The organism is Caballeronia sp. INDeC2 (assembly GCF_023631325.1).
Taxonomy (GTDB): domain Bacteria; phylum Pseudomonadota; class Gammaproteobacteria; order Burkholderiales; family Burkholderiaceae; genus Caballeronia.
Map to the genome: position 1 here is coordinate 17,235 of NZ_JALQDG010000026.1, position 26,993 is coordinate 44,227.

Annotated in this window: 18 protein-coding genes; 5 read left to right on the top strand and 13 right to left on the bottom strand. The window is 62.3% G+C overall.

What is annotated here, in order from left to right; translation table 11 throughout:
• The 3 genes from NCS28_RS14825 to NCS28_RS14835 all read left to right on the top strand — a co-directional run bounded on the left by NCS28_RS14825 (position 1) and on the right by NCS28_RS14835 (position 3,501).
• Positions 1–534: a CvpA family protein gene (locus NCS28_RS14825; RefSeq protein ID WP_250514521.1), complete on the top strand. Its 534-nt coding sequence runs from the start codon at positions 1–3 to the stop codon at positions 532–534.
• A 143-nt stretch (positions 535–677) separates the two neighbouring features.
• Positions 678–2,225: an amidophosphoribosyltransferase gene (gene purF, locus NCS28_RS14830; RefSeq protein ID WP_250514522.1), complete on the top strand. Its 1,548-nt coding sequence runs from the start codon at positions 678–680 to the stop codon at positions 2,223–2,225.
• Between the two features lie 88 nt (positions 2,226–2,313).
• Positions 2,314–3,501, top strand: coding sequence for an O-succinylhomoserine sulfhydrylase (locus NCS28_RS14835; protein WP_250514523.1), 1,188 nt, complete (start codon positions 2,314–2,316; stop codon positions 3,499–3,501).
• Positions 3,502–3,618: 117 nt separating this feature from the next.
• On the opposite strand, the gene NCS28_RS14840 is transcribed toward NCS28_RS14835, so the two are convergent.
• The 10 genes from NCS28_RS14840 to NCS28_RS14885 all read right to left on the bottom strand — a co-directional run bounded on the left by NCS28_RS14840 (position 3,619) and on the right by NCS28_RS14885 (position 16,384).
• Positions 3,619–4,386 carry a helix-turn-helix transcriptional regulator gene (locus tag NCS28_RS14840; RefSeq protein WP_250514524.1) on the bottom strand — a complete coding sequence of 256 codons (768 nt, stop codon included), beginning with the start codon at positions 4,384–4,386 and terminating at the stop codon, positions 3,619–3,621.
• Positions 4,387–4,397: 11 nt separating this feature from the next.
• Positions 4,398–4,739 carry an FKBP-type peptidyl-prolyl cis-trans isomerase gene (locus tag NCS28_RS14845; protein WP_061137610.1) on the bottom strand — a complete coding sequence of 114 codons (342 nt, stop codon included), beginning with the start codon at positions 4,737–4,739 and terminating at the stop codon, positions 4,398–4,400.
• Between the two features lie 97 nt (positions 4,740–4,836).
• The gene (locus NCS28_RS14850; RefSeq protein ID WP_250514525.1) at positions 4,837–6,249 is read right to left on the bottom strand and encodes a hypothetical protein; all 1,413 of its coding nucleotides are present in this window, start codon (positions 6,247–6,249) and stop codon (positions 4,837–4,839) included.
• Positions 6,250–6,673: 424 nt separating this feature from the next.
• Positions 6,674–9,025 carry a polysaccharide biosynthesis tyrosine autokinase gene (locus tag NCS28_RS14855; RefSeq protein WP_250514526.1) on the bottom strand — a complete coding sequence of 784 codons (2,352 nt, stop codon included), beginning with the start codon at positions 9,023–9,025 and terminating at the stop codon, positions 6,674–6,676.
• A 495-nt stretch (positions 9,026–9,520) separates the two neighbouring features.
• Positions 9,521–10,606: a glycosyl hydrolase gene (locus NCS28_RS14860; RefSeq protein WP_250514527.1), complete on the bottom strand. Its 1,086-nt coding sequence runs from the start codon at positions 10,604–10,606 to the stop codon at positions 9,521–9,523.
• A gap of 43 nt (positions 10,607–10,649) precedes the next feature.
• Positions 10,650–11,774: a glycosyltransferase gene (locus NCS28_RS14865; protein WP_250514528.1), complete on the bottom strand. Its 1,125-nt coding sequence runs from the start codon at positions 11,772–11,774 to the stop codon at positions 10,650–10,652.
• A gap of 79 nt (positions 11,775–11,853) precedes the next feature.
• A complete protein-coding gene (locus NCS28_RS14870; RefSeq protein ID WP_250514529.1) occupies positions 11,854–12,933 on the bottom strand; it encodes a glycosyltransferase family 4 protein in 1,080 nt (359 codons plus the stop codon).
• 10 nt (positions 12,934–12,943) lie between these two features.
• The gene (locus NCS28_RS14875) at positions 12,944–14,095 is read right to left on the bottom strand and encodes a glycosyltransferase (protein ID WP_250514530.1); all 1,152 of its coding nucleotides are present in this window, start codon (positions 14,093–14,095) and stop codon (positions 12,944–12,946) included.
• 555 nt (positions 14,096–14,650) lie between these two features.
• Positions 14,651–14,812 (bottom strand): hypothetical protein, encoded by a 162-nt coding sequence (locus NCS28_RS14880; RefSeq protein ID WP_250514531.1) that lies wholly within the window; start codon positions 14,810–14,812, stop codon positions 14,651–14,653.
• A gap of 297 nt (positions 14,813–15,109) precedes the next feature.
• The gene (locus NCS28_RS14885; protein WP_250514532.1) at positions 15,110–16,384 is read right to left on the bottom strand and encodes a flippase; all 1,275 of its coding nucleotides are present in this window, start codon (positions 16,382–16,384) and stop codon (positions 15,110–15,112) included.
• Positions 16,385–17,245: 861 nt separating this feature from the next.
• Here NCS28_RS14885 and NCS28_RS14890 point away from each other — a divergent pair.
• Positions 17,246–18,367, top strand: coding sequence for a sensor histidine kinase (locus tag NCS28_RS14890; RefSeq protein WP_350029789.1), 1,122 nt, complete (start codon positions 17,246–17,248; stop codon positions 18,365–18,367).
• Positions 18,368–18,428: 61 nt separating this feature from the next.
• A complete protein-coding gene (locus NCS28_RS14895; protein ID WP_250514533.1) occupies positions 18,429–19,793 on the top strand; it encodes a hemolysin family protein in 1,365 nt (454 codons plus the stop codon).
• Between the two features lie 133 nt (positions 19,794–19,926).
• Here the strand turns inward: NCS28_RS14895 and treY are convergent, their stop codons facing one another.
• The 3 genes from treY to treZ are packed head-to-tail and all read right to left on the bottom strand — an operon-like array spanning position 19,927 to position 26,962.
• Positions 19,927–22,854: a malto-oligosyltrehalose synthase gene (gene treY, locus NCS28_RS14900; RefSeq protein WP_250514534.1), complete on the bottom strand. Its 2,928-nt coding sequence runs from the start codon at positions 22,852–22,854 to the stop codon at positions 19,927–19,929.
• The gene (gene malQ, locus NCS28_RS14905) at positions 22,851–25,067 is read right to left on the bottom strand and encodes a 4-alpha-glucanotransferase (protein WP_250514535.1); all 2,217 of its coding nucleotides are present in this window, start codon (positions 25,065–25,067) and stop codon (positions 22,851–22,853) included. Before malQ ends, treY begins: the two co-directional genes overlap by 4 nt.
• Positions 25,064–26,962, bottom strand: coding sequence for a malto-oligosyltrehalose trehalohydrolase (treZ, locus tag NCS28_RS14910; protein WP_250514536.1), 1,899 nt, complete (start codon positions 26,960–26,962; stop codon positions 25,064–25,066). Before treZ ends, malQ begins: the two co-directional genes overlap by 4 nt.
• Positions 26,963–26,993: the final 31 nt, after the last annotated feature.

Consider the following 26,993-nt stretch of genomic DNA (forward strand, 5'->3'; position numbering starts at 1 on the left):
ATGTTCACCGCATTCGACTACGGCGTGATGGCTGTCATCGGCCTGTCCGCGCTGCGCGGGATGTGGCGCGGCCTGTTGGCCGAGGCCTTCGGTCTGGTCGGCTGGGTTGCCGCCATCCTGATCGCCGGGCGCTTCGTCGGGCTCGTCGTGCCGTACATTCCGTCGACATGGCCCGGCGGCGCGCTCACGCAATGGCTCGTGGCGTTCCTGCTGCTGGTCGCGGCGGTGCTGCTCTTGTCGAGCGTGCTGTCGGCGCTCTTGACGCGCATTACGGAAGTGACCGGCCTGCGCGGCGTCGATCGCTCGTTGGGCTTGCTGTTCGGCCTCGTGAGAGGGGCTATATTGGTAGTGGTTCTGGTCGCCCTGGCTGGCTTGACCGAACTGCCGGAAAAGGATTTTTGGCGCAACGCGCTGCTGCGGCCGATGGCCGAGCAAGGTGTGCGCGAATTGAAACCGCTGCTTCCCGATACGCTCGCCGCGTATGTGCACGTCGCTCCCGAACCGAGCGGCCTGGCGCCAAACGCCGCACAATAGACGCAAGGCCCGCTACACGAGGAACGCGCGACGGCTCGATGACGCTTCGGCCCGGCCTCCTTCGGCCAGATTTTCGAGAGAAGCGTCGATGAGATCCGGGCAACGCCTTGTCTACCCGTTTCGACTCTTTGAAGGACCATGCCATGTGCGGCATCGTAGGTGTAGTTTCCCAGACTCCCGTCAATCAGCTGATCTATGACAGCCTGCTCCTGCTCCAGCATCGCGGACAGGACGCGGCGGGCATCGCCACGGCGAACGGCAACAACTTCCACATGCATAAGGCCAACGGCATGGTGCGCGACGTGTTCCGCACGCGCAACATGCGCAGCCTGCCGGGCAACGTCGGCATCGGCCAGGTGCGTTATCCGACCGCCGGTTCGGCGTCGAGCGAGGAAGAGGCGCAGCCGTTCTACGTGAACGCGCCGTTCGGCATCATCCTCGCGCATAACGGCAACCTCACGAACTGGATGCAGCTGAAGGACGAGATGTTCCGCATCGACCGCCGGCACATCAACACCGCATCCGACACCGAAGTGCTCCTCAACGTGTTCGCGCACGAACTGCAGCTCGCGAGCTCGGGCCTTCAGCTCGACGCCGCCGCGCTGTGGAAGGCCGTCGCGGGCGTGCATCGCCGCGTGAAAGGTTCGTATGCGATCGTGTCGCTGATCGCGGGCTATGGGCTCGTGGCATTCCGCGATCCGTTCGGCATTCGTCCGCTCGTGCTGGGCAAGCTGGAAACGGCGACGGGCGTCGAGTGGATGGTCGCGTCGGAGTCGGTGGCGATCGAAGGCATCGGCTTCGAATTCGTGCGCGACGTCGAGCCGGGCGAAGCGATCTTCATCGACGCCGAAGGCAATCTGCACAACCATCAATGCGCCGAGAAGCCCGAGCTCAACCCGTGCATTTTCGAACTCGTGTATCTCGCGCGTCCGGACTCGTGCCTCGATGGCGTGCCCGTCTACAACGCGCGTCTGCGCATGGGCGATTACCTCGCCGAGAAGATCAAGCGCGTGCTGCCCGATGTGCCGATCGATGTCGTGATGCCGATTCCCGATTCCTCGCGCCCCGCCGCGATGCAAGTGGCCGCGAAGCTCGGCGTCGAATATCGCGAGGGCTTCTTCAAGAACCGTTACGTGGGCCGCACCTTCATCATGCCGGGCCAGGCGGTGCGCAAGAAGTCGGTGCGCCAGAAGCTGAACGCGATGGGCATCGAGTTCAAGGGCAAGAACGTGCTGATCGTCGACGATTCCATCGTGCGCGGCACGACCTCGCATGAAATCGTGCAGATGGCCCGCGATGCCGGCGCGAACAAGGTGATCTTCGCGTCCGCCGCGCCGCCGGTGAAGTTCCCGAACGTGTACGGCATCGACATGCCGACGCGCGGCGAACTCGTCGCGCACGGCCGCAGCGACGACGAGGTCGCGCGCATGATCGGCGCGGATTATCTTGTGTATCAGGACGTGGAAGACCTGAAGAACGCGATCCGCGACATCAACCCGGCGCTGAAGGAATTCGAAGCATCGTGCTTCGACGGCAACTACATCACCGGCGACGTGACGACGGATTACCTTGATCGCATCGAAACCGCGCGTCTTGCGCCGCAATCGCAGTCGGATCGCGACGCGGCGAGCGAAGCGCAAGAGGGCGGCATGACGCGCTCACAGTTGCATTTGCAACTATCGGTCGAGTAACGCTTCGGCGCTTCACAAGAGCCCGCTTCGTCTGCAAGGACCAAGCGGGCTTTTTTGCGTCGAGAGCTTTGAAACAAGGGAAAAAAACATGGACGACAACCTGAACTTCGATACGCTCGCCGTGCGCGCCGGCACCTTGCGCAGCGAATTCAACGAGCATGCCGAGGCGCTTTTTCTCACGTCGAGCTTCTGCTTTTCGAGCGCGGCCGAAGCGGCCGAGCGCTTCAAGAATGCCGAAGAAGCGTACACCTATTCGCGCTTCACCAATCCGACCGTCACGATGTTCCAGAACCGCCTCGCCGCGCTCGAAGGCGGCGAAGCCTGCATGGCGACGGCATCGGGCATGTCGGCGATATTGTCGGTCGTGATGGCGTCGATGCAGCAGGGCGATCACATCGTCAGTTCGAAGAGCCTGTTCGGCTCGACGATCGGCATGTTCACGCAGATCTTCCCGAAGTTCGGCATCACGACGACGTTCGTCGATCCGACGAAGCCCGACGAATGGCAGGCGGCCGTGAAACCCGAGACGAAGATGTTCTTTCTGGAGACGCCGTCGAATCCGCTGACGGAGATCGCGGACATCGAGGCGATCGGCAGGATTGCGAAGCATAACGGCGCACTTTTCGTGGTCGATAACTGCTTTTGCAGTCCCGCCTTGCAACAGCCGCTGAAACTCGGCGCGGATGTCGTGATGCATTCGGCCACGAAGTTTCTGGATGGTCAGGGCCGCGTGCTCGGCGGCGCGCTCGTCGGCTCGAAGCGCTTCATCATGGAGACGGTCTTTCCGTTCGTGCGCAGCGCCGGTCCGACGATGTCCGCGTTCAATGCATGGGTGCTGTTAAAGGGCATGGAGACGCTCGCGCTTCGCGTAGAGAAGCAGTCGGCGAATGCGCTCGACACCGCGCGCTGGCTCGAAGCGCATCCAGGCGTGAATCGCGTGTTCTATCCGGGGCTCGAATCGCATCCGCAACATGCGATCGCGAAGAAGCAGCAGAAGGCGGGCGGCGCGATCGTATCGTTCGAATTGAAGGGCGACACGCAGGAGCAGCAGCGCGCGAATGCATGGCGTGTGATCGACGCTACGAAGCTTTGTTCGATAACCGGCAATCTCGGCGATACGCGTACGACGATTACGCATCCTTCGACGACCACGCACGGACGTCTTGCACCCGAGGTGCGTGAAGCCGCCGGCATACGCGAAGGTCTGATCCGTCTTGCGGTAGGCCTTGAAGATCCCGCGGATATTCGCGCCGATCTGGCGCGTGGGCTGGGTTAGGTTCTTGCCGGATCGCGGTTTGTTATTGGTTTATCAGGGCCGCCCCGGGGAGGGGCAGTGCTAATAGACCAAAAAACAAAACGGGACCCGGCGAAGTCGCGACAACATCCACATGCCCTAACCGCCGCGCGGCGACCTGAATCCGCCACTGCCACTGCGCCACTGCCCTGGCGAGATACCGAAACGCTTCGAAAAAGCGTGCGTAAAGGCGCTTTGATCGGCAAACCCGACATCGAGCGCGATATCGATAAGCGTCACGCGCGGGTCGGCGAGCAACGTCAACGCCGTGTCGAGCCGCAGCCGATGCAAATAGCGATGCGGCGTCTCGCCAAACGCTTCATTGAAGAGCTGATGAAATCGGCGCATGCCGAAGCCGCAATGCGCGGCGAGATCGGCGATGCGCAGCGGCTCCGATAGATGCAGACGCAACCATCTGTCGATGCGCGCGAAATCGAGCCCGCGCATCATGTCGATGGAATCGTCGGTGTCGTGCATCAGCGCGCCGCATAGATGCGCCGCGGCTTGCCATGCGAAGCGGTCGGAGAGAGACATACGACGGGCGACATCGGCGACCGCCTGCGTCACGCGCGGATCGATCGCGATCGCGCGCGCCCGCTCGAAGTAGCGCTCGGGCACCGCAACCGACGCGGCGGGCAGATCGAGCACGAGCTGGCGATTGTCGCCGTCTGCCCAGTAATCGTGCCGCGCGCCCGCCGGGATGATCCACGCGCCGCTGCAATCGATGCGCGCGCCGTTGCCGTTAACGGCCATGTCCATCGACCCGTCGAGACCGAGCACGATCTGATGAAAGTCGTGCACGTCCGACGCTTGCGCCGCCGCATATCGGCGCAGCGACACGGCCGGACGATGAAGCGGCGCGCTCATGCCGTGATCGCTCAGACGTCCAGCAGTTCCACTTCGAACACGAGCGTCGCGTTCGGCGGAATTACGCCGCCTGCGCCGCGTGCGCCGTAGCCGAGTTGCGGCGGGATCGTGAGACGGCGCACGCCGCCGACCTTCATGCCCTGCACGCCTTCGTCCCAGCCCTTGATGACCATGCCGCCGCCCAGCACGAATGCGAACGGATCGTTGCGGTCCTTGCTCGAATCGAATTTCTGGCCGTCCGTGAGCCAGCCCGTATAGTGGACGCTGACCGTCTTGCCCGCGACGGCTTCAGCGCCTTCGCCGACATTGACGTCTTCGTATTTGAGACCGGAATCGGTCGTGACAATCGACATGGTTGCTCCCTGGTTGCCCGGCTATCGACGATGGATGAGCCGGTGGTCGAAACCGACATTGTAGAACGTCGCAGGGAAGCGAGTCGGCGTGCAGAGCTCAGAGATGACGGCCGCGCGGCCCGAAGCGGGAGCCGATGCGAGTGGCGATGTCGGGCCTTACGTGCCTGCCGATCGCGGTGCCGATCGATGCGCCGTCCTGCACCTCCTGCATCGCGGCCGCGGCCGCCTTGTCGCCGATCTGCTGCCTCGCGAGCTTGAGCGCGCGCACGCGCACGTACGCCATCGCGACCAGCGTCCAGGGCGCGAGATAGGCGAACTCGGGCACGGACACCATCATCATCGTCCAGGTCGCGGCGCAGCACTGGCGCAGCGCCATGCCGCGCGGATCCCAGTCGAGCTTGAATGCCGGATAAAGCATCAGCGTACTGATGAAGATCGTGCCGACGATACCGGTATTGACGAGCAGCGTCGAGAACAGATCGGTCGAGCGGATATAGCCGAAGCCGATGCCGAAGATCTGATTGAGCGGCGCCGCATTGAACCACAAGCGCATCGATTCGACGAACATCAGCGAACGGTCCGAGCCCGACTCGGTTTTCTGTTCGAGCTTGTCCATCACCATCTGCTTGAAGAGATCGGCGATGTAATCCTGCAAGAGATAAGCGATCACGCAGAGCGCGAAGAGTCCGATCAGCGCCTTGACCGGATTGATGCCGAGCTTGCGCACGCGGATGATCGAGTAGACCGCATAGCCGATCAGCACCGTCGACGAGGTCGTCATCAACAGCGACAGGCCGATGACCCATACGGGCCAGCGCACGCGCGAGGTCGCATTGAAGTAGACCCAGAACGGGAAGATGGACATCGCGTACATCGACGGCTCGCCGGTCAGCGCTTTCAGGCGCTGGATCGGAATGCCCTTGATGTCGATCTGCTGAAACGAACTGCCGTTCACCGTGCCGTCCGAGCGCACGATGCCCTTGCCGAACTGATCGCCGAACGCGCGGTTCGAGATGAAGTCGCCCGGCTGGCCCGTGAGGACGTAATAGGCCACTTCGAACATGCCGTACAGCGCGAGCAGCGTGACGGCGGCGAGAATCCACTGGTCCCACGTCGGCTTGTAGTAGTGATACACGTAGGCCGCATAGAGCACGACCGCCGCCACATAGATGGACTGCGTGAACATGCTCTTGCGCATGATGAACGTGAAGGGATCGGTATCGTCAACGAGCGCGATCTTGCTGAAGTCGGGATCGAAGGGCGCCATCACGTCCGCGAGTTGCGACGTGCAGACCATCAGCAGCCACACGACGATCGCCGCGCCCACGAAGTGCATCCAGCTCTTGCGAGCGCGTCCGCCGAACAGCAGCACGAGCGGCACGGAGAGGAAACACATCAGATAGCCGATCGTCGTGCCCTGAATCGATGGCATGACGAGGAACGACGTCACCGGCATCGCGAAGGCCCAGATTCGGTAGTAGAGGTCGGTCAGCGCCGCTTTTTCTTTCATCGTCTAAGGTTGGATGAGCCCGCTTCAAAGCGGGCTATCGATCGTTATTGGTTGTTCATGCGCGTCGCCGAAACGTCGCCAGCATGGCCAGCAAGAACACGAGCATCGAACGCGAAGGCATGTGTGCCGCGTCTTCGAGCGGTGCCTGCTCGACTACGAGGCTCGGCGCGCAAATGGGCTCCGGCACCGGCGCGGGTATCGGCTCCGCTTTGCGGACCCGATGAAAATCACAATGCGGACACACGTCCAGGCCCATGGCGACCCGCCTGCGGCAGCGCGGGCATTGCACGAGCCGGTTCCTGAACGAAAAAGGTCCGCCCATCTGCGTCTCTCTTGCGGTTCACCCTGTGTACAACGTAAAGCGCCGCGTGACGACCACGCGGCGCAATGCCTTCAACCGCCGCCTTTCATTATGCGCGCGCAATCAGTGCGCCGACTTGAACGTGCTCGTATACGCCGCGGCATAACCATAACTGCGGCGATTGCTCGGGCGTCGCGGAATCGCGTTGAAGACCGAACCGACGAGCCTGCCGCCCGAACGCTGCACCTTCTTCACGGTTTCCTCGATCTCTTCCTCGCTCTGAATGCCCGAGCGCAACACGAGCACCGTCGAACCCGCATCGCTCGCGACGATCGCGGCATCGGTGACGACGAGGAACGGCGGCGTATCGAGGATCACGAGATCGAACTGATCGCTCATGCGCGCGAGCATGTTGCGAAAGCCCGGCATCATCAACAGCTCGGACGGATTCTCCGGATAGGCGCCGCACGACATGAACGACAGCCCCGGCACGCCGACATAGCGGATCGCATCGCCGAGCGCGAGTTCGCCCTTGAGCACTTCCGAGAGGCCGCCCGGATTCGACTGCTTGAAGAACGAAGCGATGTGGCCGCGCCGCATGTCGCCGTCGATCAGCAGCACGCGCAGCCCGATCTCCGCGAGCAGCACCGAAAGATTCGCCGCGACGAAGCTCTTGCCCGCCGACGGAATCGGGCCCGTCAGCATCACGATGTTGTTCGGCGCATTCGCGAGATCGCGATACAGCTCCGTGCGCACCGCGCGCAGCGCCTCGACAGCCGGATCGTGCGGGAAGCGCGTGGCGAGCACGCGGGCATCGCGATCCGTATCGGCGACATGCGGCATCGCGAACGCGTCGTGCTCCGGCAGATGAATGTGCGGCAGCGCCTTCGGTGGACCGCCGTTCTGCGTACCGGAGTAGGTGAGCGGCGCATGCTCGACCGGCGACACGGCGATCTCGTGATCGAGCATCGCTTGTTGCCGGCTGTACAGCACTTCGCCCAGCACGGGCACCGAGAGACGGCGCTCGACGAACATCGGATCGGTCACGCCGATCATCGCGTGGCGGCGCAGGAAGATGAAGAACGTGCCGATGAAAAACCCGAGGCCCGTGCCCGCGGCGATCACGAGCGGCTTGTTCGGTTTCACCGGACGATAAGGACGCAGCGCGTTATCGACGATATGCGCGCCGCCGCTCGTGCTCGCGCGCCGCACGGACAGTTCTTGCGCCTTGTTCACCATGCCCATGTAAATGGTCTCGGCCACGCGCGCGTCACGCGTGAGCGTCGCGTTCTGGCGCTCGGAAGAGGGCATGCTGTCGAAGCGCTGCTGAATCTGCTTGTTCGATGCTTCGAGCTCGGCGATCTGCTGATTCAGATTGACCACCTGCGGGCTGTTGGGCTGGAAGCGTTGCAAGGCCTGCGTGCGCTGCAGCTTAAGCGTCGCCAGTTGTTGCATCGACACGATGCTGCCTTGCAGATACGCCTGCGCTTCGTTGAGCGGCTGCACCGACTGCGATTTCGAACGGAACGCGCTCAGGTTGCCTTCCGCGCGCCGCAGATCGCCTTCGAGTCGCGGCAATTCTCCGCGAATGAATTCGAGCGTCTTCGTGTCGTTCGCCTGGCGAGCCTGAACCGCGGCGGTCAGATACGCCTGGCCGAGCGCGTTGGCGACATCGGCGGTCAAGGCGGGATCGTCGGCGTTGAAGGTGATTTGCACGACGCCCGTGTCTTTCGCGGACTCGGCCACCTTCATCGACTTCTTCATGAGCGCGATGGCGTCGAGCGTATTGAGGCGCGTCACGTCGAAGTGCACGCCCGGATGGCCGAGCGCGCCGTTGACGAGAATCGACACACCGTTCGCCGATGCCGGACGGCCGATCGTGCCGCGCAAGAGCATCGCGCCGTCGGGGTCGCGCAACTCGTACTGGTTGTTGCCGAGCAGAACGAGATCCAGCTTCTGGTCTTCGAGCGAGGGCGGCACGTCGAGGCGGCCGATTTGCAGCGATTCACCGCCCCAGCCATACGAATCGAGACCGAACCAAGCGGGAGATAGATGGCCTTTCTTCGCAAAGATATCCGCGATTTGACCGAGCACGGGGAACGTGTCCGGCTTGACCTTGATGTCGAAGTGGAACTGCTTCACGACGGGCTCGAGCACCGAGCGGCTTTGCATCACCGAGATTTCCGCGGGCGCGAGCTGATTGACCGTGGGCTGGGCCTGCTGCATCTGCATCTGATTCTGCGGCGCGATGCCGAGCGCGTTCGGATCGGGTGGATCCACGCGCACGACCACATCCGAAGAATAGATCGGCCTGGCAAGGAACGCATACGCGGTTGCGAGCGCGGCCGTGATCCCGACGAACAGGAAGAGGATGCCAAGGTGATCGCGCAGGAGCTTGAGCATGTCGCTCGCGGTGAATTCACCGTCGTCCTTGCCGGGGCGCGAAGATCCGGAGTTCACATAGAGGGTGTTCAAAGGCGCCGTCCTCAGTTCGATAAGTTGACCGTTGTTTCCCGGGCTGCGAGAAAACAGAGAGCCCGCGCGGCATGCCGCGGTACGTCTTACGTGTTATTGATCCGGCGCGTGGCCGTCGGAACTTCCAGGCTAAAGACGCGAGAGGCTCTGAAAAGCGGGCGAAGCGGATATTGCTTCGAGTACGCATGACGATGCACGTCGGCTCGTCGGAGTGCGATAACAGCCTTAAGCACGCTCCGTGCCTCGGCATCGCGCCTCGGGATTCGGCGGATGAAACTCGCGAATCCCGTTACGAATCGCTTGCTGTCAAACGATACGATAAGTCCGGAAAATAAAGCGTCAAGGCTATCTTCCGGTCGCAAACTGCGCGCGTCTGTTAAGTAGCGAACGTAATTAGCGTTCGAACGTCGGGAACGCCACTTGCGAGCCTGCCGCTTCACGCGATAATCGCCGGTTTTGCTCATGTTTCATTCGTAGCATCGAAAAGCGTCGCGCTCATGGCATCGGGTTGGCCTTGATGAAATCGCGCACGGTATCGAAGCGCGATTTGCGCGTCTTGCCGTCGTCGTGGATCACGCCGTAGTTGCCATCGCCGCCGAAGCGCTGATCGTCATAGAGCTCGTACAAGGTTACGTTCTGTATGTTGTAAGTCTTCGCGAGCGACACGAATCCCTTTAACGCATCCTTGCCGACGAGATAGCCGCCCGGATCTGCATGCGTCGGCCGCACGCCGTATTCCGTGATCCAGATGGGCTTGCCGTAGCTGTCGCGCAGACGCTCGAGCACGTTGACCTTTTTGTCGCCCGCCGCCGTGATCGAGCCCATGTTCGAATACCAATGCCACGCGGTGATGTCCCAGTGCGGTACCGGATGGCCGCGCGTGCCGTCGGGTTGCGTGCCCGCGTAGAGCATGTCGGTGAAGCCGTAATGCAGCCAGCTGAACGACGTCAGCAGAATCTTCGCGTCCGGATTCGTCTCACGTATGCCTTTGATCAAACCGAGGATCGAGCCGCGCGCTTTCATGAACATCGCATTGTCGTAATCCTGCGGATGTTCGCCACTGCGGTCCGAGCCGAGTATCGTCCAGTTGTCGTACTCGTTGCCGACCTGATAGTACGTAACGAGGCCTTTCAGCACGCGGCCCGCCGTCTTGCCGAGCGCATAGCCGCGCTCGAAGGTTTCCTGTTCGTTCGCGCGCTTTTCAGGCTCGAAGGGCGTGACGAGCGCAAGTACGCCGATGCATTGCTTCGCCGCAGCCCGCGCGAAATTTGCGACCATGTGGGCGCTTTGCTCGCTCGATACATCCTGCGCATACATCGTGACGCCGAGATCGCGGAGCTGTGAAATCTGCAAGTCATAGTCGCTCATGCCATATGCGCCATGATGTTCCAGATGCCCCGCGATGCCGTAAAACACGCCTTTCGATCCGTTGCCGCAGGCGATTTTCGGTGCAGCGGCGCTCGCGGTTTGCCCTTTGGGGCTCGCCGTGTGCGTGCTGTGATACGCGTCGGATGCACCGCTGCGCGCGTAGATTAGCACCGATGCGCAGCACAGCGCACCGAAGAGGGATACGGCAGCCACCAGAGTTCGCATCGATGTTCGGCCCTCGGGATAGTGCGTGCCGTCATTCGATCAGCACGTTGTGAGCGCTCGTGTCGCGCATGGCGCTCTCGTGAAGCAACACGTGTTGCGCCTGCTCGTCGAATGCTTCGCGCGAAAAGCGACGCCTGAATTCCCGCGCCAGCGCGGCGAGCGGGAGATCGCGCGCAGCAAAGATGCGCTGGACGAATGCATCGTGGTCATGCGCTTCGAAAAGCAGCGCATCGGGCAGATATGAATCGAGTCCCGACACGCGCGACACGATGATCGGCCGCTGCGCGAGCACCGCTTCGATCATCACGAGCGGCACGCCTTCATAAGCGGACGGCAACACGAGCGCATCGCTTGCGACGATCCACGGCAGCACGTCGTTCTGCGGCCCGACCATGCGCACGCGCGCGGACAGCACGGGACTCGCGTCGATCATGTCTTGCAGGCGCGCCGCATCCGGTCCTTCGCCGACGATCAGCACGAGCGTACGTGCGAATGCATCGGCGTGACGCTCGATGGCCTGTATCAGGAAGTCCTGACGCTTCTGCTGAAAGTTGATCCGCCCGACATGCGCGACGATCGTCGTGCCGTCGTCGGGAAGGCCCAACGTGGCGCGCGCGGCTTCTTTCGTGAGCGATGAGCGGCTGAAACGATCCTCGACATAATTTTCGAGGATCATCGCGCGCGCATTGGGCGCGAGAGCCTTCAGCTTGCCGCGCAAATGATCGTTCAAGGTGACGTATTCATGCGGCGTGCGATAAAGCGCCCGCTTGACGAACCATTTGATCTTGCCGGGACCGCCCGCGTTCGCGGGCGCTTCATCGACGAGCGGCAGATAGCTGACCGCCGTGGTGCGCGCCCGACGCGCGGCGAAGAGTCCGGCAAGTCCGGAAGCAATCGTTCCCTGCGCGATGACGAGCTTGTTCAGCCGCAGCGCGCGCAATTTCGATGCGGTTGCGCGGACCGAGCGCCACAGCGCGAAGACATTGCCGCGTATAGATTCGGCCGTATGCGGAAGCCCGATCGCTTTCACTTTCGGATGCGCGTTCGCCAGATCGCTGACATAGCGATAGAGCGGCTCGTTCGCGGTCGGCACGAGGATATGCAACGTCTTGACATGAGTGCTCGCGACGAGCGCGAGCATGAACCGTTTGAGCATCTTTTCGTGACCGCCGTTGATACCAGAGTCGCAATAAATTCCCAACCTCACCAGCTATCCTCCTTGTTGCCGTTCGCTATCACGGCTTGTCGATGAACTGCATGAGCAGACGGGCGCTTTCCGTCCAGCGGAAGCGCTCGGCATGCGCGAGGCCGCGGCGTTTCAGGTCTTCGCTCAATTCCGGCGAAGCGAGCAATTCGCGCAGCTTGTTCGAAATATCGTCGACGGAATACGGATCGCAATAGATCGATGCGTCGCCGCACGTCTCCGGCAAAGCGGCTGCGCGTCCGACGAGCGTGGGGCAGCCGTTGCGCATCGCTTCCAGCGGCGGAATGCCGAAGCCTTCGTAAATCGAAGGATAGAGAAAGCATGCGGCGCGCTGATAGAGCGCTCTCAGCTTTTCATCGCTGACATAACCCGCCTGCTTGATGTTCGGCGCGCTCGACAGATCGTGCGCCTTGCCGAAGATCGCGGCATTCTTCATACCCACGATCACGAGATCGATCGACGGATCGTTCAGACGCATGAATGCTTCGACGAGACGCTTGAAGTTCTTCGTCGGATTCATGCTGCTCACGGCGAGCACGTAGCGGCGGTTCGTGAGCTTCAGTTCATCGATGACGGATGCATCGGGCGTGATGTGGTCGAGATGATCGGCCGCGAGCGGCACCACGCCGATGCGCTCGGCGGGCACACCGACATGATGCGCGAGCCGGTCGCGCGAGAACTTCGAATTGGTCAGCACGCAGCTCGACGTGCGCGCGAGAATCCAGAACATCACGTGATACCAGGTGCGAAATTTCCACGAGAAGTGCGCGGGCGTATCGAACACCGCGGCATCGTGCATATAGATGATCTGGTTCGAGCGAAAGATGGAGCCCGAGTTCGAAAGATTCACGATACGCGAGCGCCCCGCGAAGAGCGGCAGCACGATCTGCTCCCAGAAGACGCCTTTGCCGAAGCCGAGCTTGACGGTCTCGACACCTTGCACGGGATCGAGTCCGCTTTGCGGCGGCACCGCGAGCGTCACATGTGAGCCCTGCGGCAACTGCACGAGCGCGGCGACGAGTTCGCGCGCGACGCGTTGCACGCCGGTGGTCTTCTGGCTCGTGAAGCGGCCGTTATAAACGAGCTTGTTGCTGGCGATGGATGTGTCCATATTCAGGGCGTCAGAACTGTGAATCGGAGCTGGTTTCATAGGCGATTTCATCGGCGCCGAGCGGCGCACGCGCGTGCTTCACGGTGTCGAGCTCGTACATCGAAAGCCATTGACGGAAGATCGCGTCCATCGAAAAGCGCTTGCTTGCGGATGTTCTCGCTGCGGCGCCCATGCGCGCGCGAAGTAGCGAGTCGTCGCGCAACATCGCGATGTACTTCGCCATCTCGTCTTCACTCGATGCGACGAAACCCGTCACGCCGTGCTGAACGACATCGCGATTGCCGACTACATCGGTCACGACGGCCGGAATGCCCGCGACCTGCGCCTCGATGAGCGCGATCGGCATGCCTTCCCATCGGGATGTCTGCACATAGATATCGAGCTTGGACGTGAGTTCGAGCGCACGATCGCGCCCGACCCAGCCGCTGCACGACACGGCGCCCTTCGGCGTGCCCGCGGGCAGCTCTTCTTCATTGCCGCCGATCCACAGGAAGCGCACGGACGAATCGTGCAACTCCGTCGCAAGCTTCACGAACGCTTCATGATTCTTTTGAAACATCGCGCGCCCGCTCATGCCGATAACGATTTCGTTCGCGCTCTTGTCGATACGCGGCGGAATCTCCGGCACGTTCACGCCGTTCTCGATCACGCGCGCGCGGCGTGTACGCATCTTCGTCTCGATCTCCGCGAGCTCGCTGTTCGAACATGCGACGATAGTGCCGCCCAGACGCGCCGCGATGCGCTCGAAGCTCAGATAAGCGAACTGCTTCGCGGGCGACACGTCGCGGCGCAGGAACGCGAGTCCATGCGGCGAATAGAACACGCGTGCACGCGGCGCGGCGATGCGGGCGGCGGCGCGTCCGAGAACGCCCGCCTTCGACGAATGCAGATGGATCACCGACGGATCGCATTCCTTCAGCTTGCGCACGAGGTTCCACAAACTGCCCACGTCTTTTTTCATGCTCACTTCGCGGAACATGCTGACGTAGGTGAGCTTTACCGCAGGATGGAAGAGCTTCGCGAAGTTATTCGGTGTTTCCTGCCGGATGGAATGAAGGATCGTTACGCCGACGCCGGCCGCCGCCGCGCGGTTCGCAAGCTGGGTCAGCATGGATAGCACACCGCCGCCGAAGGCCTCGGTGATATGGACGATCTCTTTCATATTCGACTCTTCGATTGGCGTCTCGCCGAACACCCGCGGCAATACGCAATGAGAAGGAATGGCCTAATCGTTATGGAAAAATGACGCGACACACTCGCTCGGGGCGAACGCATCCAAGGCGGACGTTCAAGCCGCCTTAGGAACATGGAAGGCCGGGATTTGCGTGTCGACGTACTAATCGCGAGTTGTCATACGCACGCGAAAAATACACACGAGATCCGGCATAGCATTACGCGTTCCTTGCGCACGGATGCGCGGAACCCCCATCAAGCCTGAATTCAAGCCTGGATTTACCTGCCGCAAAATCCCGGACCAGTCAATTTGGCCGGATGGGCGCCCCGATGTCGGTCTTTGAAGATTGTTTTGCGTCTCGCCGATGAAATCGCACTCAGGCCAGTGATACAGCCCCGCAGCGAGCGTAAAGCCGATAGGTCAGCAAAGGTCTGAACTTCCAAAGCCGGGTCGTTGCTTGCCGGCTTGAACACTTTCCTCGGTCCGTGCTCGGGACTTGATCGACGCCAGCTTTGCTGTGCTGTCGATTAGAATTCTTGAAGCCTATTTCGCGGCGGCGGCATTCTGCTGAGCAATCGCCGTCTCGCATATCTGTAGAAGGATTTGCAGATCCTTGAGCGGGACCGCAACCGATTGCATACGCAGGTTCTCGGCTTGATCCGCCAATTTTTGCACGTGCTCGACTGTCGTTTCTTCCGTTTCCATTCGGCAGGCTCGCTTATTTAAACACTGTTTGGACCATTAAGATAAAGGCTCGAACTGCATGGGTCGGTTCGTTGACTCACATACTTAAATGCAACTTTCGGAGTAGTGCGCAATCAAATGCGTCTAATGGGCGCGTGAAGTACTAAACAGTGCTTTGTGAAAGCCACTCGTTTGAAAAATGCGTTACCAAGTCGAATCACTTGTTACCGTTTATAACACGCCAATTTTGCACTGTCGTGAGCGCGAATAAGCAATGCGCCGCTCCTGATTAACTTCATCGCATTTCCGCATAGGGTGTCAGGTGGTTCCTGAACCAGCGCCTTCGCTGATCGGACGCTTGAGCAATGACACGCCTTGCAGATGCAGCGTGAAGAACATCGCTGCGGCCGCGAGCGTCTCGACGATCAACACCGTAGCCGCCGCGCCCTGTTCGCCGAAAAGCTTCGCAAGCACGGCGAGCAAACTGAAATTCAGCACGGCGGTCGCCATCAGCACACGGCTGAACTGCGCCTTCATGCCGAGCGGAAGCATGGTCTGAACACCGAAGAGATCCGTCAGACCAACCATCAACGGAACGAAGGCCATCCAGCGCAACACCTCTACGGTAGGCAAGAACTTCGGTCCATACAAGAGTTTTACTGCAAGCGGCGCGCCGAAGAAGATGCAGACGGAGATCAACGACACGATCAAGCCCTGCACGACGAACATCTTGCGAAGGAACGCGAAGGCATCGTCCTTTGCGTGATGCATGAGAAAGCTCACGCGCGGATACGCAGCGGTCTTGAGCGGCGAGAGCATGTTCAACGCCGCGCGGATCAGCTTGTCGCCCGCGGCGAAGTAGCCGGCCGCGACATTGCCCGAGATGAACGTAAGCAGCACGATGTTGCTCGATGCATAGATATCGACGACCGAGGTCGCCATGAACACGCTCCAGCCGTCCTTCAGGCGAACGAGAATAGTCTTGAACGACACGCGCACGAAGTCGAGCTCGCGCCGGAAATATAGATACGTGCAGATCGCAATGCCCGATAACAGCGGCACGAGTGCATTGACGCCCATCGCGATGTAGACATCGTCGTGCTCGCGCACGAAGAGATACATCGCGGGAATGCTGAGCGCACGTCCGATGAATACGAATAGGCTCAACATGCCGAGATCTTCGATGCCCTGAAAATACCACGTCGGAATCAGCATCGCACCGATCGCCATGCCATAGCCGATGATCAGCAACTCGCGATACTCTTCCAGATAAGGTATGAAGGACGTCAGCGCGATCACGACGAGCAGTCCGGCGAATGCGAGCGCGGCCTGCGTGACGATGGTTTCCCAGAAGATCTTCGAGCGCTCTTCGCGGCTGTCGCGATTGATCGAGATCTTCGGTGTGGCGGTCAGAGAGAAGCTGTAATTCGTGATCGAGATGAAGTAGGCGATAAAGGCCAGGCCGAATGAAAGGCGTCCATATCCGCCGGGACCGAGGACGCGTGCGAGCCAGGGCAGCGTCAAAAGCGGTGCAAGGTAGGTGGACACCTGCAACGTCATCAGAATCGTGAAGTTCTTTCGAAATGAAGCCATTGAACGGTTTTTCCCCGGCTGGAGCGCAGCGTGTTTTATGACTATGGCGCAAGGCTATGAACCTTGCAGGCTCGACCGTTTCGGGTGGCCTTTGCATGACAGCGCTTCGAACGAATAGTTTCGTCTGTGCGACTTGTCGTCAATGCGACGCGGGGCCAAAGAGGTTTGCGCGCCCGCGCCTTGGCCTGGCATCGGGGCACTTGAAATTGCACGGAATGCGTCGTTTCCGGACGGTCGATAGCTTCCGGAGAAGGCGCGAAGCGTATGAAAGAAGCTATTTAACAAGAGAAAAGTGCTTTCATCAGTGGGCTTGCACACGCAAGATTCCTTCCAGCGTGCGATCGTTCGATTGAAATTTGCACGAACTGCTGGTAGGGCTCGTGCGTGGGCATGGACAGTAGATGGACGCTCGACGAGATCATGTGCCGGGCAAAGCGTTACCCCATATAGAAGAGCGTTATTCTTTGCGGAACGCATGACAAAATCACTGTCAACAGAAAAATAAAATCGACTTCACGCTTTGCTTGACATTGGTTAGCTTGTCACAGCATAGCGCGATAAAAAAAGCAGCGACGCTGATATCGAAGCCTCAGAAATCGAATTAATAGCAATGCGATATTTCCGCTAGCAATGCATGCGCGAGCGATGAGACGGTACGCGACCGTGCACGCGAATTGCTATCAGCGGCGCCGAGCAAAGCGCATCGCACCCCTGCCGCATGCGCCGTAGGCGCTCACATATAATGATCTGCAGGGCTCCATCCGCCGGCCTATGCTTGATGCCGGACGAGCAGTGCAGCAGCAGCGCATGATGCTTTCGCGACATCAACCGCAACACCGATACACGCAAGGATCCATAACCGTGACAACGTCTTTTTCCAGTACGGTCGAGCCCGAAGGCGACAAGACTTTCGATGCGGCCGTCGCAGGAAACGACGGCGTGCTGGTGCTCGACGCCGCCCAGCGATGCCTCTCTGCCGACGCCGTCTTCACTCATCTCTTCGATCTCGATCCTGCCACGCTGAGCGGCCGCCTGCTCGCCGACACGCCCTTGCCCGGTCCGCTCACCGCCGCGCTCACCGCAGCCGCCGATGCCGCGCTTGCGGGCAACGGCACGCGCCGCGCGCACGTGACGTTCGGCGAGGACGACGCGCCACGCGCCTTTTCGATCATCGCGCTGCCGGGTGCGGATTGCGTGACGCTGATCGTGTCGTCGGCGAATGCGTCGAATGAAGAAGATGGCGTCGCAGATCGCGTCGCGCATTTGCGTGCCGAGGCCGCGCTCTTCATGCGCGATCATGTGCTGTCGGTGGTGTCGCACGATCTGCGCGGGCCGCTCAACGCGATCCATAGCTGGGGGTACGTGCTCGAACGAAAGGTCGACGCCAACGATCCCGCCGCGCAGCGCGCGCTCGCCGGCATTCGCTCGGGCGTCGAGCAACAGGTGAAGCTGATCGAACAATCGGTCGATACGACGCGCGCCGAAACCAAGGCATTGCAAGTCGCGCTCGCGCCCGTCGCGCTGCGTCCGTTGCTCGAGAAGAGCGCGGCGCTCGCGCGTGCCAGCGTGGCGCGCGCCCGCGGCGTGACGATCGAAATAGATTCGCCGCTTGCCGAAGAGCAGCTCGAAGGCGATGCCGAACGTCTGTTGCAGACGCTCTGGCTCATGCTTGCATTCGCGGCCGAAGCGAGTCCGTCCGGCGCGACCGTGCGCGCGTCTAGCAATATCGAAGGCAGCATGTGGCGCACGGACGTGCGCTTCAACGCGTCGGCGCAGGCGCTCGGCGATCCGGCGTCGCCGCATGTGCTCGAAGCGTTCGCACGCCGGCAGGCGCTGGAGCCGCGCGAGGGCGGGCGCATCGCGTGGGGACTCGCGCTGTGCAAACGCGTGTCGGAGGCGCATGGCGGCGCATTCGAACATAGCGATATCGCGGACAACGCCGAGGTCACGTTATCGGTGCGCGTGCCCGTCGCAGGGATGTAAATTGACTTTCGATCAGCTGTCGCCCATATACTGACGCTTTCCACTTTCGAAGAGAGTTGCTTTGGCTCAGGTTGTCGCGCTGATCGGCGCAATGTTGCTCGTCGCGCTGAATGGTTTCTTCGTCGCGGCGGAGTTCGGGCTCGTCAAGTTGCGGCCCACGCGCGTCAAGGCGATTGCGCGCACGAACGGCCTTCCCGGCCGTCTGCTCGCGAAGGTGCACGGGCAACTCGACGCGTATCTGTCCGCCTGTCAGCTCGGTATCACGCTGGCATCGCTCGGACTCGGCTGGGTCGGCGAGCCCGCGTTCGCGACGCTTCTGCATCCGATCTTCGCGCTGATCGGCGTGGAATCGGAAAAGCTCATCGAGACGATCTCGCTCTTCTTCGCGTTCTCGGTCATTTCGTTCTTGCATATCGTCGTCGGCGAGCTTGCGCCGAAGTCGTGGGCCATTCGCCGCGCGGAACAGGTGGGCCTGTGGCTTGCCACGCCGCTTTACGGTTTCTACTGGCTGATGTACCCGTTCATATGGGTGCTGAATACGAGCGCGAACTTCGTGCTGCGGCTCTTCGGCATGTCGGGCGAGCATGGTCACGACGCCCATTACTCCACCGACGAACTCAAGCTGATCCTGCGCGGACGGCGTCATGGCGGCGCGTCTTCGTATAACGAGGACGAGTGGAACACCATCGCGCATTCGCTCGATTTCAGCCGCATGACGGTCTCGGATCTGATGCGTCCGGCGCACGAACTCGTCGGGCTGCGCAACGATTTGCCGATGCGCGATAACCTCGCCGTGATCTCGCGGCATCGGTTTTCGCGCTATCCGCTTTTCGCCGATGCCTCGGGCGAGCGCGTGATCGGCATGATCCATCTGAAGGATCTATTGCTTGCGGGCGATGGCGGTTCGCGTGGCTTCAACTTCAGTCTTTCGAAGGATGCGGCCGGGAAGATCGACAAGCTTTCGCGGCACGTGCGGCCGGTGCAATACGTCGCGCCGGATTTGTCGGCGCTCGAACTGTTCCGACGCTTTCGCAAGGGCGCGCCGCATCTTGCGATCGTTGGGCGTAAGGGGGCGAAGCCCATCGGCTTCATCACGCTCGATAATCTGCTTGGCGCGCTCGTCGGGCAGATTCACGATGAGTTTCGGCAAGGCGATGCGGACTGGTCGAGAATGGACGATGGGACGTTGATGGGGAAGGGGAGCTTGCCGGTGGTTTCTCTCGAGCGGGCGCTCGGCATCGATATTGACGAAGGGCGGGCGGAGTCGGTGGGCGGGCTTGTGATCAATGCGCTCGGGGATTTGCCTTCTGAAGGGCAAAGGGTTTCTTTCGACCGGTTCGATATCGTCGTCAAGAAGATGAAGGGACCGAGGATTGTTTTGGTGAGGGTCTATCCAAGGGAAGAGGCGCTCGAGGAAGCGGAATAGCTTTTTTGCTTGCGCTCGAATCTTGCCGGATCCCGTTTTGTTCTTGGTCTATCAGCACTGCCCCTGTGAGGGGCGGCAGTGTTAATAGACCGACACGAAATCAGGATTTCCAAAGAAGAAGCACATACATTCCTCAAGGCCTAGGAACGCCCTCTTCGACAAGCAAAGCCACCGGCATAGCCCCAAGCGCATCGCGCAAAAACAACTTCTCCTCTTCAGCCTTGGGCGCATTGGGACTCAACCAATCGAATAACGCGCGCGAATGCAGCGCCTCGGGCAGCACGATTGCCGTATCCCCCCAGCGCTCCGGCGCGACGAGCGGCACATCCCGACCCGCGTCCAACAACGGCGCTGCAAGCCGCGTCGCGATCACGATTGCAAACGCGCTCCCCGCATGCCGCGCATAGGCGATCACTCGCCCCGCGTGTTCGCCTTGCACTTCGAGCGGCATGTACTCGCCTTGAGCGAACAAAGACTCGCAATGCTTGCGCAAAGCCAAAGCGCGCCCCGTGAGCGCCAGTTTCACCCGCCCATCGCGCCAGTTGGCCAACTGTTCAGACGGCGGTCCTTTCTCTTCGACTTCTTCAAGCCACCGTCGACGCAATTCATAATCCACAGGCCGGCGATTATCGGGATCCACGAGACTGAAGTCCCACAACTCCGTGCCCTGATAAAGATCCGGCACGCCGGGCGATGTCAGTCGCAAAAGCGTCTGCTGAAAGCTGTTGATCGCACCCAGCGGCCCGATGCGCGCGACGAACGCCGACAACTCCTGCAGAAAGCCATTGCGCCGCTGCGGCGCGACGATATCGAACAGGAAGTCCTTGCACGCGTTCTCATACGCTTCGTCGGGCGCGAACCAGCTCGTGCGCAACTTTGCCTCGCGCAGCGCCTTCAACTGCCAACCCGCGACACGTTCAGCGAGCGCTTGAACGCCCGCTTCGTCGTCGGGAGCGAGCGTCGTCGGCCAGCATCCGATGAGCGTCTGATACAGGATCGCCTCCGCGGCCGGTCCCGGCGCCCAGTTGTTCACATCGCTCGTTTCGCCGTGTCCGCCGTTCGGCCCGCGCCGCAGCGGCGTGTTCAAGGTCGACCATTGCCTGAGCGTCGCGCTCCATTCATCGGGGATCTCGCTCAACGCCGCGATGCGCGCGCGCACGTCCTCGCCGCGTTTGTGATCGTGCGTCGCCGTGCAGAGCATCGCGTGCGGAAACGCATCCATCCGTTCGCGATTGCACGCATGAAATTCATCGACGGACAACGCAAACTCGCCCGGATCCGCGCCGACTTCATTGCGCGAAATAAGGCGTCCATAGCGATAACACGCCGTATCCTCGACTGCCTTCGCCGCCACCGGCGACGTCAGTTGCGAGAACAGCGTCTGCGCCGCGCGACGCTGCGAGCCGCTCGACGGCGGCGGCGTCTGATTCGCCTGCGCCTGATTGCGGTCGCGCTCGCGATTGCGCTCCGCCGCGCGATCGCGGCCACGGTCGTTGCGTTCGGCCGGCTGCGCCGGGGACTCGTCGGGCAGCTTGCCGCCGAGCCATTGCGCGACCTGATCGAGCACGCCATGATCGGCGCGCGCGAGCACGTTACGCGCGGCTTCGAACGCCTGAGAGAAGAAGTGCTCGTCCTCGGGGCTGCGCACGCCGCCCACGGGATAGACGCGATACACCGGAAACTGCACGACTAGCTCGGCGACCACGCGCCTGATCGACGTGAACGTGTAATCGCGCGTGGTCTGCGCGTCGCGCGCGATGCGATGCAAGGCACGCGTCACGCGATCTAGTTCCGCCGACAGATTCTCCGCGAGAATCTTGCGGCGCGCGGCGAGCGCTTCGTCGGCGAAACACGCGCTCTTGCCGGTGATCTCGGCCCACAGCGCGGCGAGCGGCTCCGCGCCCGCGGGATCGTGCAGCAGCGCGCCGACATCGTTCATGAAGTCATAGCCGGTCGTGCCATCGACCTGCCAGTCGCGGCGCAACGGCTCGCCGCGCGCGAGTATCTTTTCGACGACGAAATACGTGCGCCCATTGCCGTGCCGCAACGCCTCGGGCCGCTCGGCCGACAGCTCTTCCAGCCGCGACCGCAGGCGCTGGCAATATTCGCGCGGCTCGGCGAGCCCATCGACGTGATCGACTCGCACGCCATCGATCAGACCTTCGGTGAAGAGCCTGAAGACGAGCGCATGCGATGCCTCGAACACCTCGGGCCGCTCGACGCGCACGCCGCCGAGCGTGCTCACGTCGAAGAAACGCCGCCAGTTCACTTCGTCGGCGGCGGTGCGCCACCACGCGAGGCGATAATGCTGCCGCTCCAGCAGCCGGTGCAGCCGGTCGCGGCCCGAGGACGTATCGGACGCGTGCGCGGCAAGGATCGCCTCGATCGCGGCCTGGCCGCCCTCGGTCTGCGCGATCGTGACGAGCGCGGTGCGCGCATCGGCGGCGCGCGGTTGATCCGTGGGCTGCGTCGTCAGGCCGGCGAAACGCTGCGCAAGCTCCGGCGCCTCCTGAAACACGGCGGGGTAATCGACCGGACAAACCGGAAACACATTCGAGTAATACTCGATGACGAAGCGCCCCTCGTCCGCGCGATATGCGAGCCGGATGTTGCCGCTCTGCAGCTCCTCACCGTAAGCGCCGCCGAGAAACGGCGCGAGCACCTTGCCGCGCAGAGCGGGATCGGGCGAATGCCAGTCGACGTCGAAGAAGCGCGCATGCGCGGCGTGCCGGCCCCATTCGAGAATGTCCTGCCACCACGCGTTTTCCGATCCGCCCACGCCCATGTGATTCGGCACGATATCGACGATGAGCCCCATTTCGTGCGCGCGCAGCTTCTCGACGAAGCGCCGCAAACCGTCTTCGCCGCCCAGTTCGGGATTGACCCGCGTGTAGTCCACGACGTCATAGCCGTGCGTGGAGCCGGCGGTCGCTGTCGTGATCGGCGACACGTAGGCGTGACTCACGCCGAGGCGCGCGAAGTAGTCCACGTGCGCGGCGGCATCGTCGAAAGTGAAGCCCTTGTGAAGCTGAAGCCTGAGCGTGGAACGCGGTACGGTCATGGTGATTCGGATTTCGATGAAGGTTCGTTCAGTTGCACGGAGCGCTTGCGCGCGGTGTCGACGGCGAGCAGGCGATCGCAGAAGGCATCGTCGAGAAACAGTTCGTCGACGGGCAAGACGAGCCGCCTTCGCCAGTTCGGATGTTCGTCGATCGAGCCCGGCAAATTCGGCTGCTCCGCGAGCGCGAGCAGGTCTTCGAGCGGATAGGTGACGAGCGGCGCGGGCGTCGCGGCGACGAAGGCGAGCGCTTCATCGACGGGCGCGTTGTCAATGCCGGGCGCATCCACGTCGCCGGGGGCGACGCCCGCATCCTGGAACGCGCGCCACAAATTCTCGCGATCGCCGCCGCGCTCCTCGAGCGCCGCTTCGACGGCGTCGCGGCCATCGGCGCGCGCCATCGTCTGGCCGATCTTCGAGCGCCACACGATATCCTCGCCGCGCCACCATCCGGTGACGGTCGGCAGATCGTGCGTCGTCGTCGTCGCGGTCACGCCGCTATCCCATTCGCGCGGCGGCTTGAAGCCGGGGCCGTCCACTTCGCGCTCGAACCACAGCACACGAATGCCCAGCAAGCCGTGCTCCTGCAAACGCTCCGTAAAGCCGGGCGGCACGGTACCGAGATCCTCGCCGACCACGATCGCGCGATGCCGCCACGATTCCAGCGCGATGAGCCGCAGCAAGTCCTCCAGCGGATAGCGCAGATACGCGCCGTCCTTCGCGCTTTCGCCCTCGGGCACGAGCCAGAGCCTGCGCAAGCCAAGAATGTGATCGATGCGGATGCCGCCCGCGCGCGCGAATGCGCAACGCAACATGTCGATGAACGCCGCGAAGCCCTGCGTGCGCATGGCGCGCGGCGAGAAGGTCGTCAAACCCCACGATTGCCCGGCCTGATTGAAGAGATCGGGCGGCGCGCCGACCGACACGCCGGTCAGCATCTCGTCGCGATACGACCACGCGTGACTGCCCGCGCTGTCGCATCCGACGGCGAGGTCCGCGACGAGTCCCACGGCCATGCCAGCATCGCGCGCTGCGTGCTGCGCGTGCATGAGTCCCTTCGCGGCGAGCCATTGCGTGAAGAGATAAAAGTCGACTTCGCGCCGGTTGGCGTTCGCGAATTCGGTCACCGCGTCGCTGCGGGGATCGCGCAACGCCTCGGGCCAGTTGCGCCAGTGGCCTTCGCCGTTCTCCGCGATCTGCGCGGCCTGCAGCGCTTCGAAGCGCGCATGGTCTTCGAGCGGGCGGCCGCCTTTATCGACGAAATCGGCGAAGTCCTTCGCGAAGGGCGAGTCGCGGTCTTCGGAGAACGTATCGAAGAGCGCGCGCAGAATCGCGATACGCGCTTTCGATGCGCGCGGCCAGTCGATCAGCGCAAGGCCTTCGAGTTCGGCGAGTTCCTTCGCCACGCCCGCTTTCTCGATCGCAGCGCGCGCCGCGGGCGCACCGAGCACGGCGGCCGGATCGACATGGGCGATGTTGAGAAAGAGCCGCGACGACGGCGAATAGGGGCTGAACTTGTTCGGCTCGGCGCTGAACATCGCGTGCATCGGGCTGATCGCGACGGCATGTCCGCCGCGCTTCGCAGTCTGTGTCGCGAGCGACGCCAGCGCCGTGAAGTCGCCGATGCCGCCATCGCCGTTGCGCCGCAAGCCATACACCTGCGCGGCGACGCCCCAGAGCGGCGGGGCGGCATCCGCGTTCGCGGCGTCTTCGTCGAGCGCGCGCCACGCATCGTCGATCGTGTAGCAGCGCGCGGGCGCGACCGCGAGCGTCGTGCGATGGTCGTTGATGACGAGCGTGTGATAGCCCGGCTCCGCGATCGGCGAGAGCAGCGCAATCTCCCCCTTGGGCGACGTGAAGCGCCCGTCGATCACTGCGCCGCTTTCCAGTTCGATGCGATAGCGCGCGCCCGATTTCGCCGCCGACACCGGCAGCGCGATGCCGCGATCCACTTCGGCGGTGATGAGCGGCGGCAGCTTGCGCCCGCTCATTTCGGCATCGACGGCGGCCATGCTCTGCCGGAGCTGCGTGGCGTTGCCGCACGGCAGGCCGAGCTTTTCGAGCAGGATGCGCAGCGTCGTTTCCGGCACGCGCTGGATGTTCTTGTGCGCGTCCTTCCATTCGATCTCGAAGCCCGCGCGTTCCGCGAGCGCCTCGATGGTGCTCACGGGGCGCGCGGCGCCCGCTTTGTTCGTCTTGCTTGCGGCGGCGCTCACGAGACTTTTCCTTCGGCCGATGCCGGTTCGAAGCGGCGCGCGTCGTGCGCGATCGCGTATTCGTTCACCTCGCCGGTGAGCCATGCGAGGAAGGTGCGGCCGCCGAGCTCGCCGTCACGCGCGCGGTCCTGCGCGCGCGCCGGCGCCTCGAAGATGAGCTTGCCCGGCGGCTGCTCCTTCAACGCGACGGCGCTTTCGCCGAGATTGAGCGCGACGCTCAGCGTTTCGCCGTCGCCGAGCTTCCAGCTTGCGACGAGCGCCTTGTCGCCGAGCACGTCCGCGTCGAGCGATTTCGCGCCCTTCAGACGCGGCGTGATGAGCTTCGCGCGCACCGTCAGCGCCGAACGATAGAAGTGCAGCCACTCGAGGCGATCTTCTTCGTCCTGCTTATCCGACAGCTTCGGCGAGGACATGTCGAACGTCTTCTCGTCGTTCGGATCGGGAATCTGCGCGCGGCGCTTTTCGTCGGTGAACGCGGAGAACTTCGCGAACTCCCTGCGGCGGCCTTCACGCACGGCGTCGGCGAGCTGATCGTGATAGTCGGTAAAGAACAAGAACGGTTGCTTCGATCCGTACTGCTCTTCCATGAACAACAGCGGAATCTGCGGCGACAGCAGCAACAGGCCCGTCGCGGCGAACAGCGATTCGTCGTCGGTCAATGAACGCAGGCGATCGCCCATCGCGCGATTGCCGATCTGATCGTGGTTCTGCAGGAACATCACGAAGCGCGTCGGCGGCAAATGCGCGCTCGTTTCGCCGCGCGGCTTGCCGTCGTGTATCGGCGAAGGATCGCCCTGATACGCGAAGCCTTCCTTCAGAACGCGCGCGAGCTTCTCGATCGGCTTGTCGCAATACGCGCCGTAGTAGCTCTCCTCTTCGCCGGTCAAGAGCACATGCAGCGTGTTGTGCGCGTCGTCGTTCCATTGCGCGTCGAAATGCGTTTCGAGCAAGTTCGCCGTGTTGTGCTCGTTCTCCAGCACGAGATGGACATGACGGCTCGCCTCGACCGAACTGCGCACGCGGTGTGCGAGCTCGCGCAGCCATTCGTCGTCGTTGATCGCGTGCACCGCGTCGAGGCGCAGGCCGTCGAAACGGTATTCGTTGAGCCAATACAGGGCATTGTCGAAGAAAAAATCGCGCACTTGCGGACGTTCGAAATCGATCGCCGGACCCCACGGCGTGTGCACGCCTTCGCGAAAGAAGGTCTTCGCGTACGCGTCCAGATAGTTGCCGTCCGGGCCGAAGTGGTTGTAGACCACGTCGAGAAAAACCATCAGGCCGAGGCCGTGCGCGGTGTCGATGAGCTGCTTCAGATCTTCGGGACGGCCATACGCGGAGTCGGGCGCGTAGGGCAGCACGCCGTCGTAGCCCCAGTTGCGCGTGCCGGAGAAATCGTTGAGCGGCATCAGTTCGATGGCAGTCACGCCCAGTTGCGCGAGCTCGGGCAGACGCGCGGTGACGCCTGCGAAACCGCCCATCGCGCCGACGTGCAGTTCGTACAGCACGGTCTCTTCCCACGGCCTGCCGTGCCAGTTCGTGTGCGTCCAGCGATACGCGCGCGGATCGACGACTTCGCTCGGGCCGTGCACGTCTTGCGGCTGAAAACGCGAAGCGGGATCGGGCACCGCGAGATTTTCGTCGAGCCGATAACGATACAGCGTGCCCGCGCCGCCATCGGCCTCGGCTTCGAACCAGCCATCGCCGGCCGGCTGCATGTCGACGAGCTCGGGCGCGCCGCCCGAGCGCTGAATTTCGACTTGCACGGCATCGCGCGACGGCGCCCAGAAACGAAAACGCGTGCGCGGATTCTCGCGCGCGGCGCCCGTCAGATGAGCGCCGAAGGGAAGGCAGTACGCATGCTGATGCTTGTGCGGATCGATCGGACGTTCGGACATGATTTCCTGCCTGTAGTGCTGCTGTAGTGCT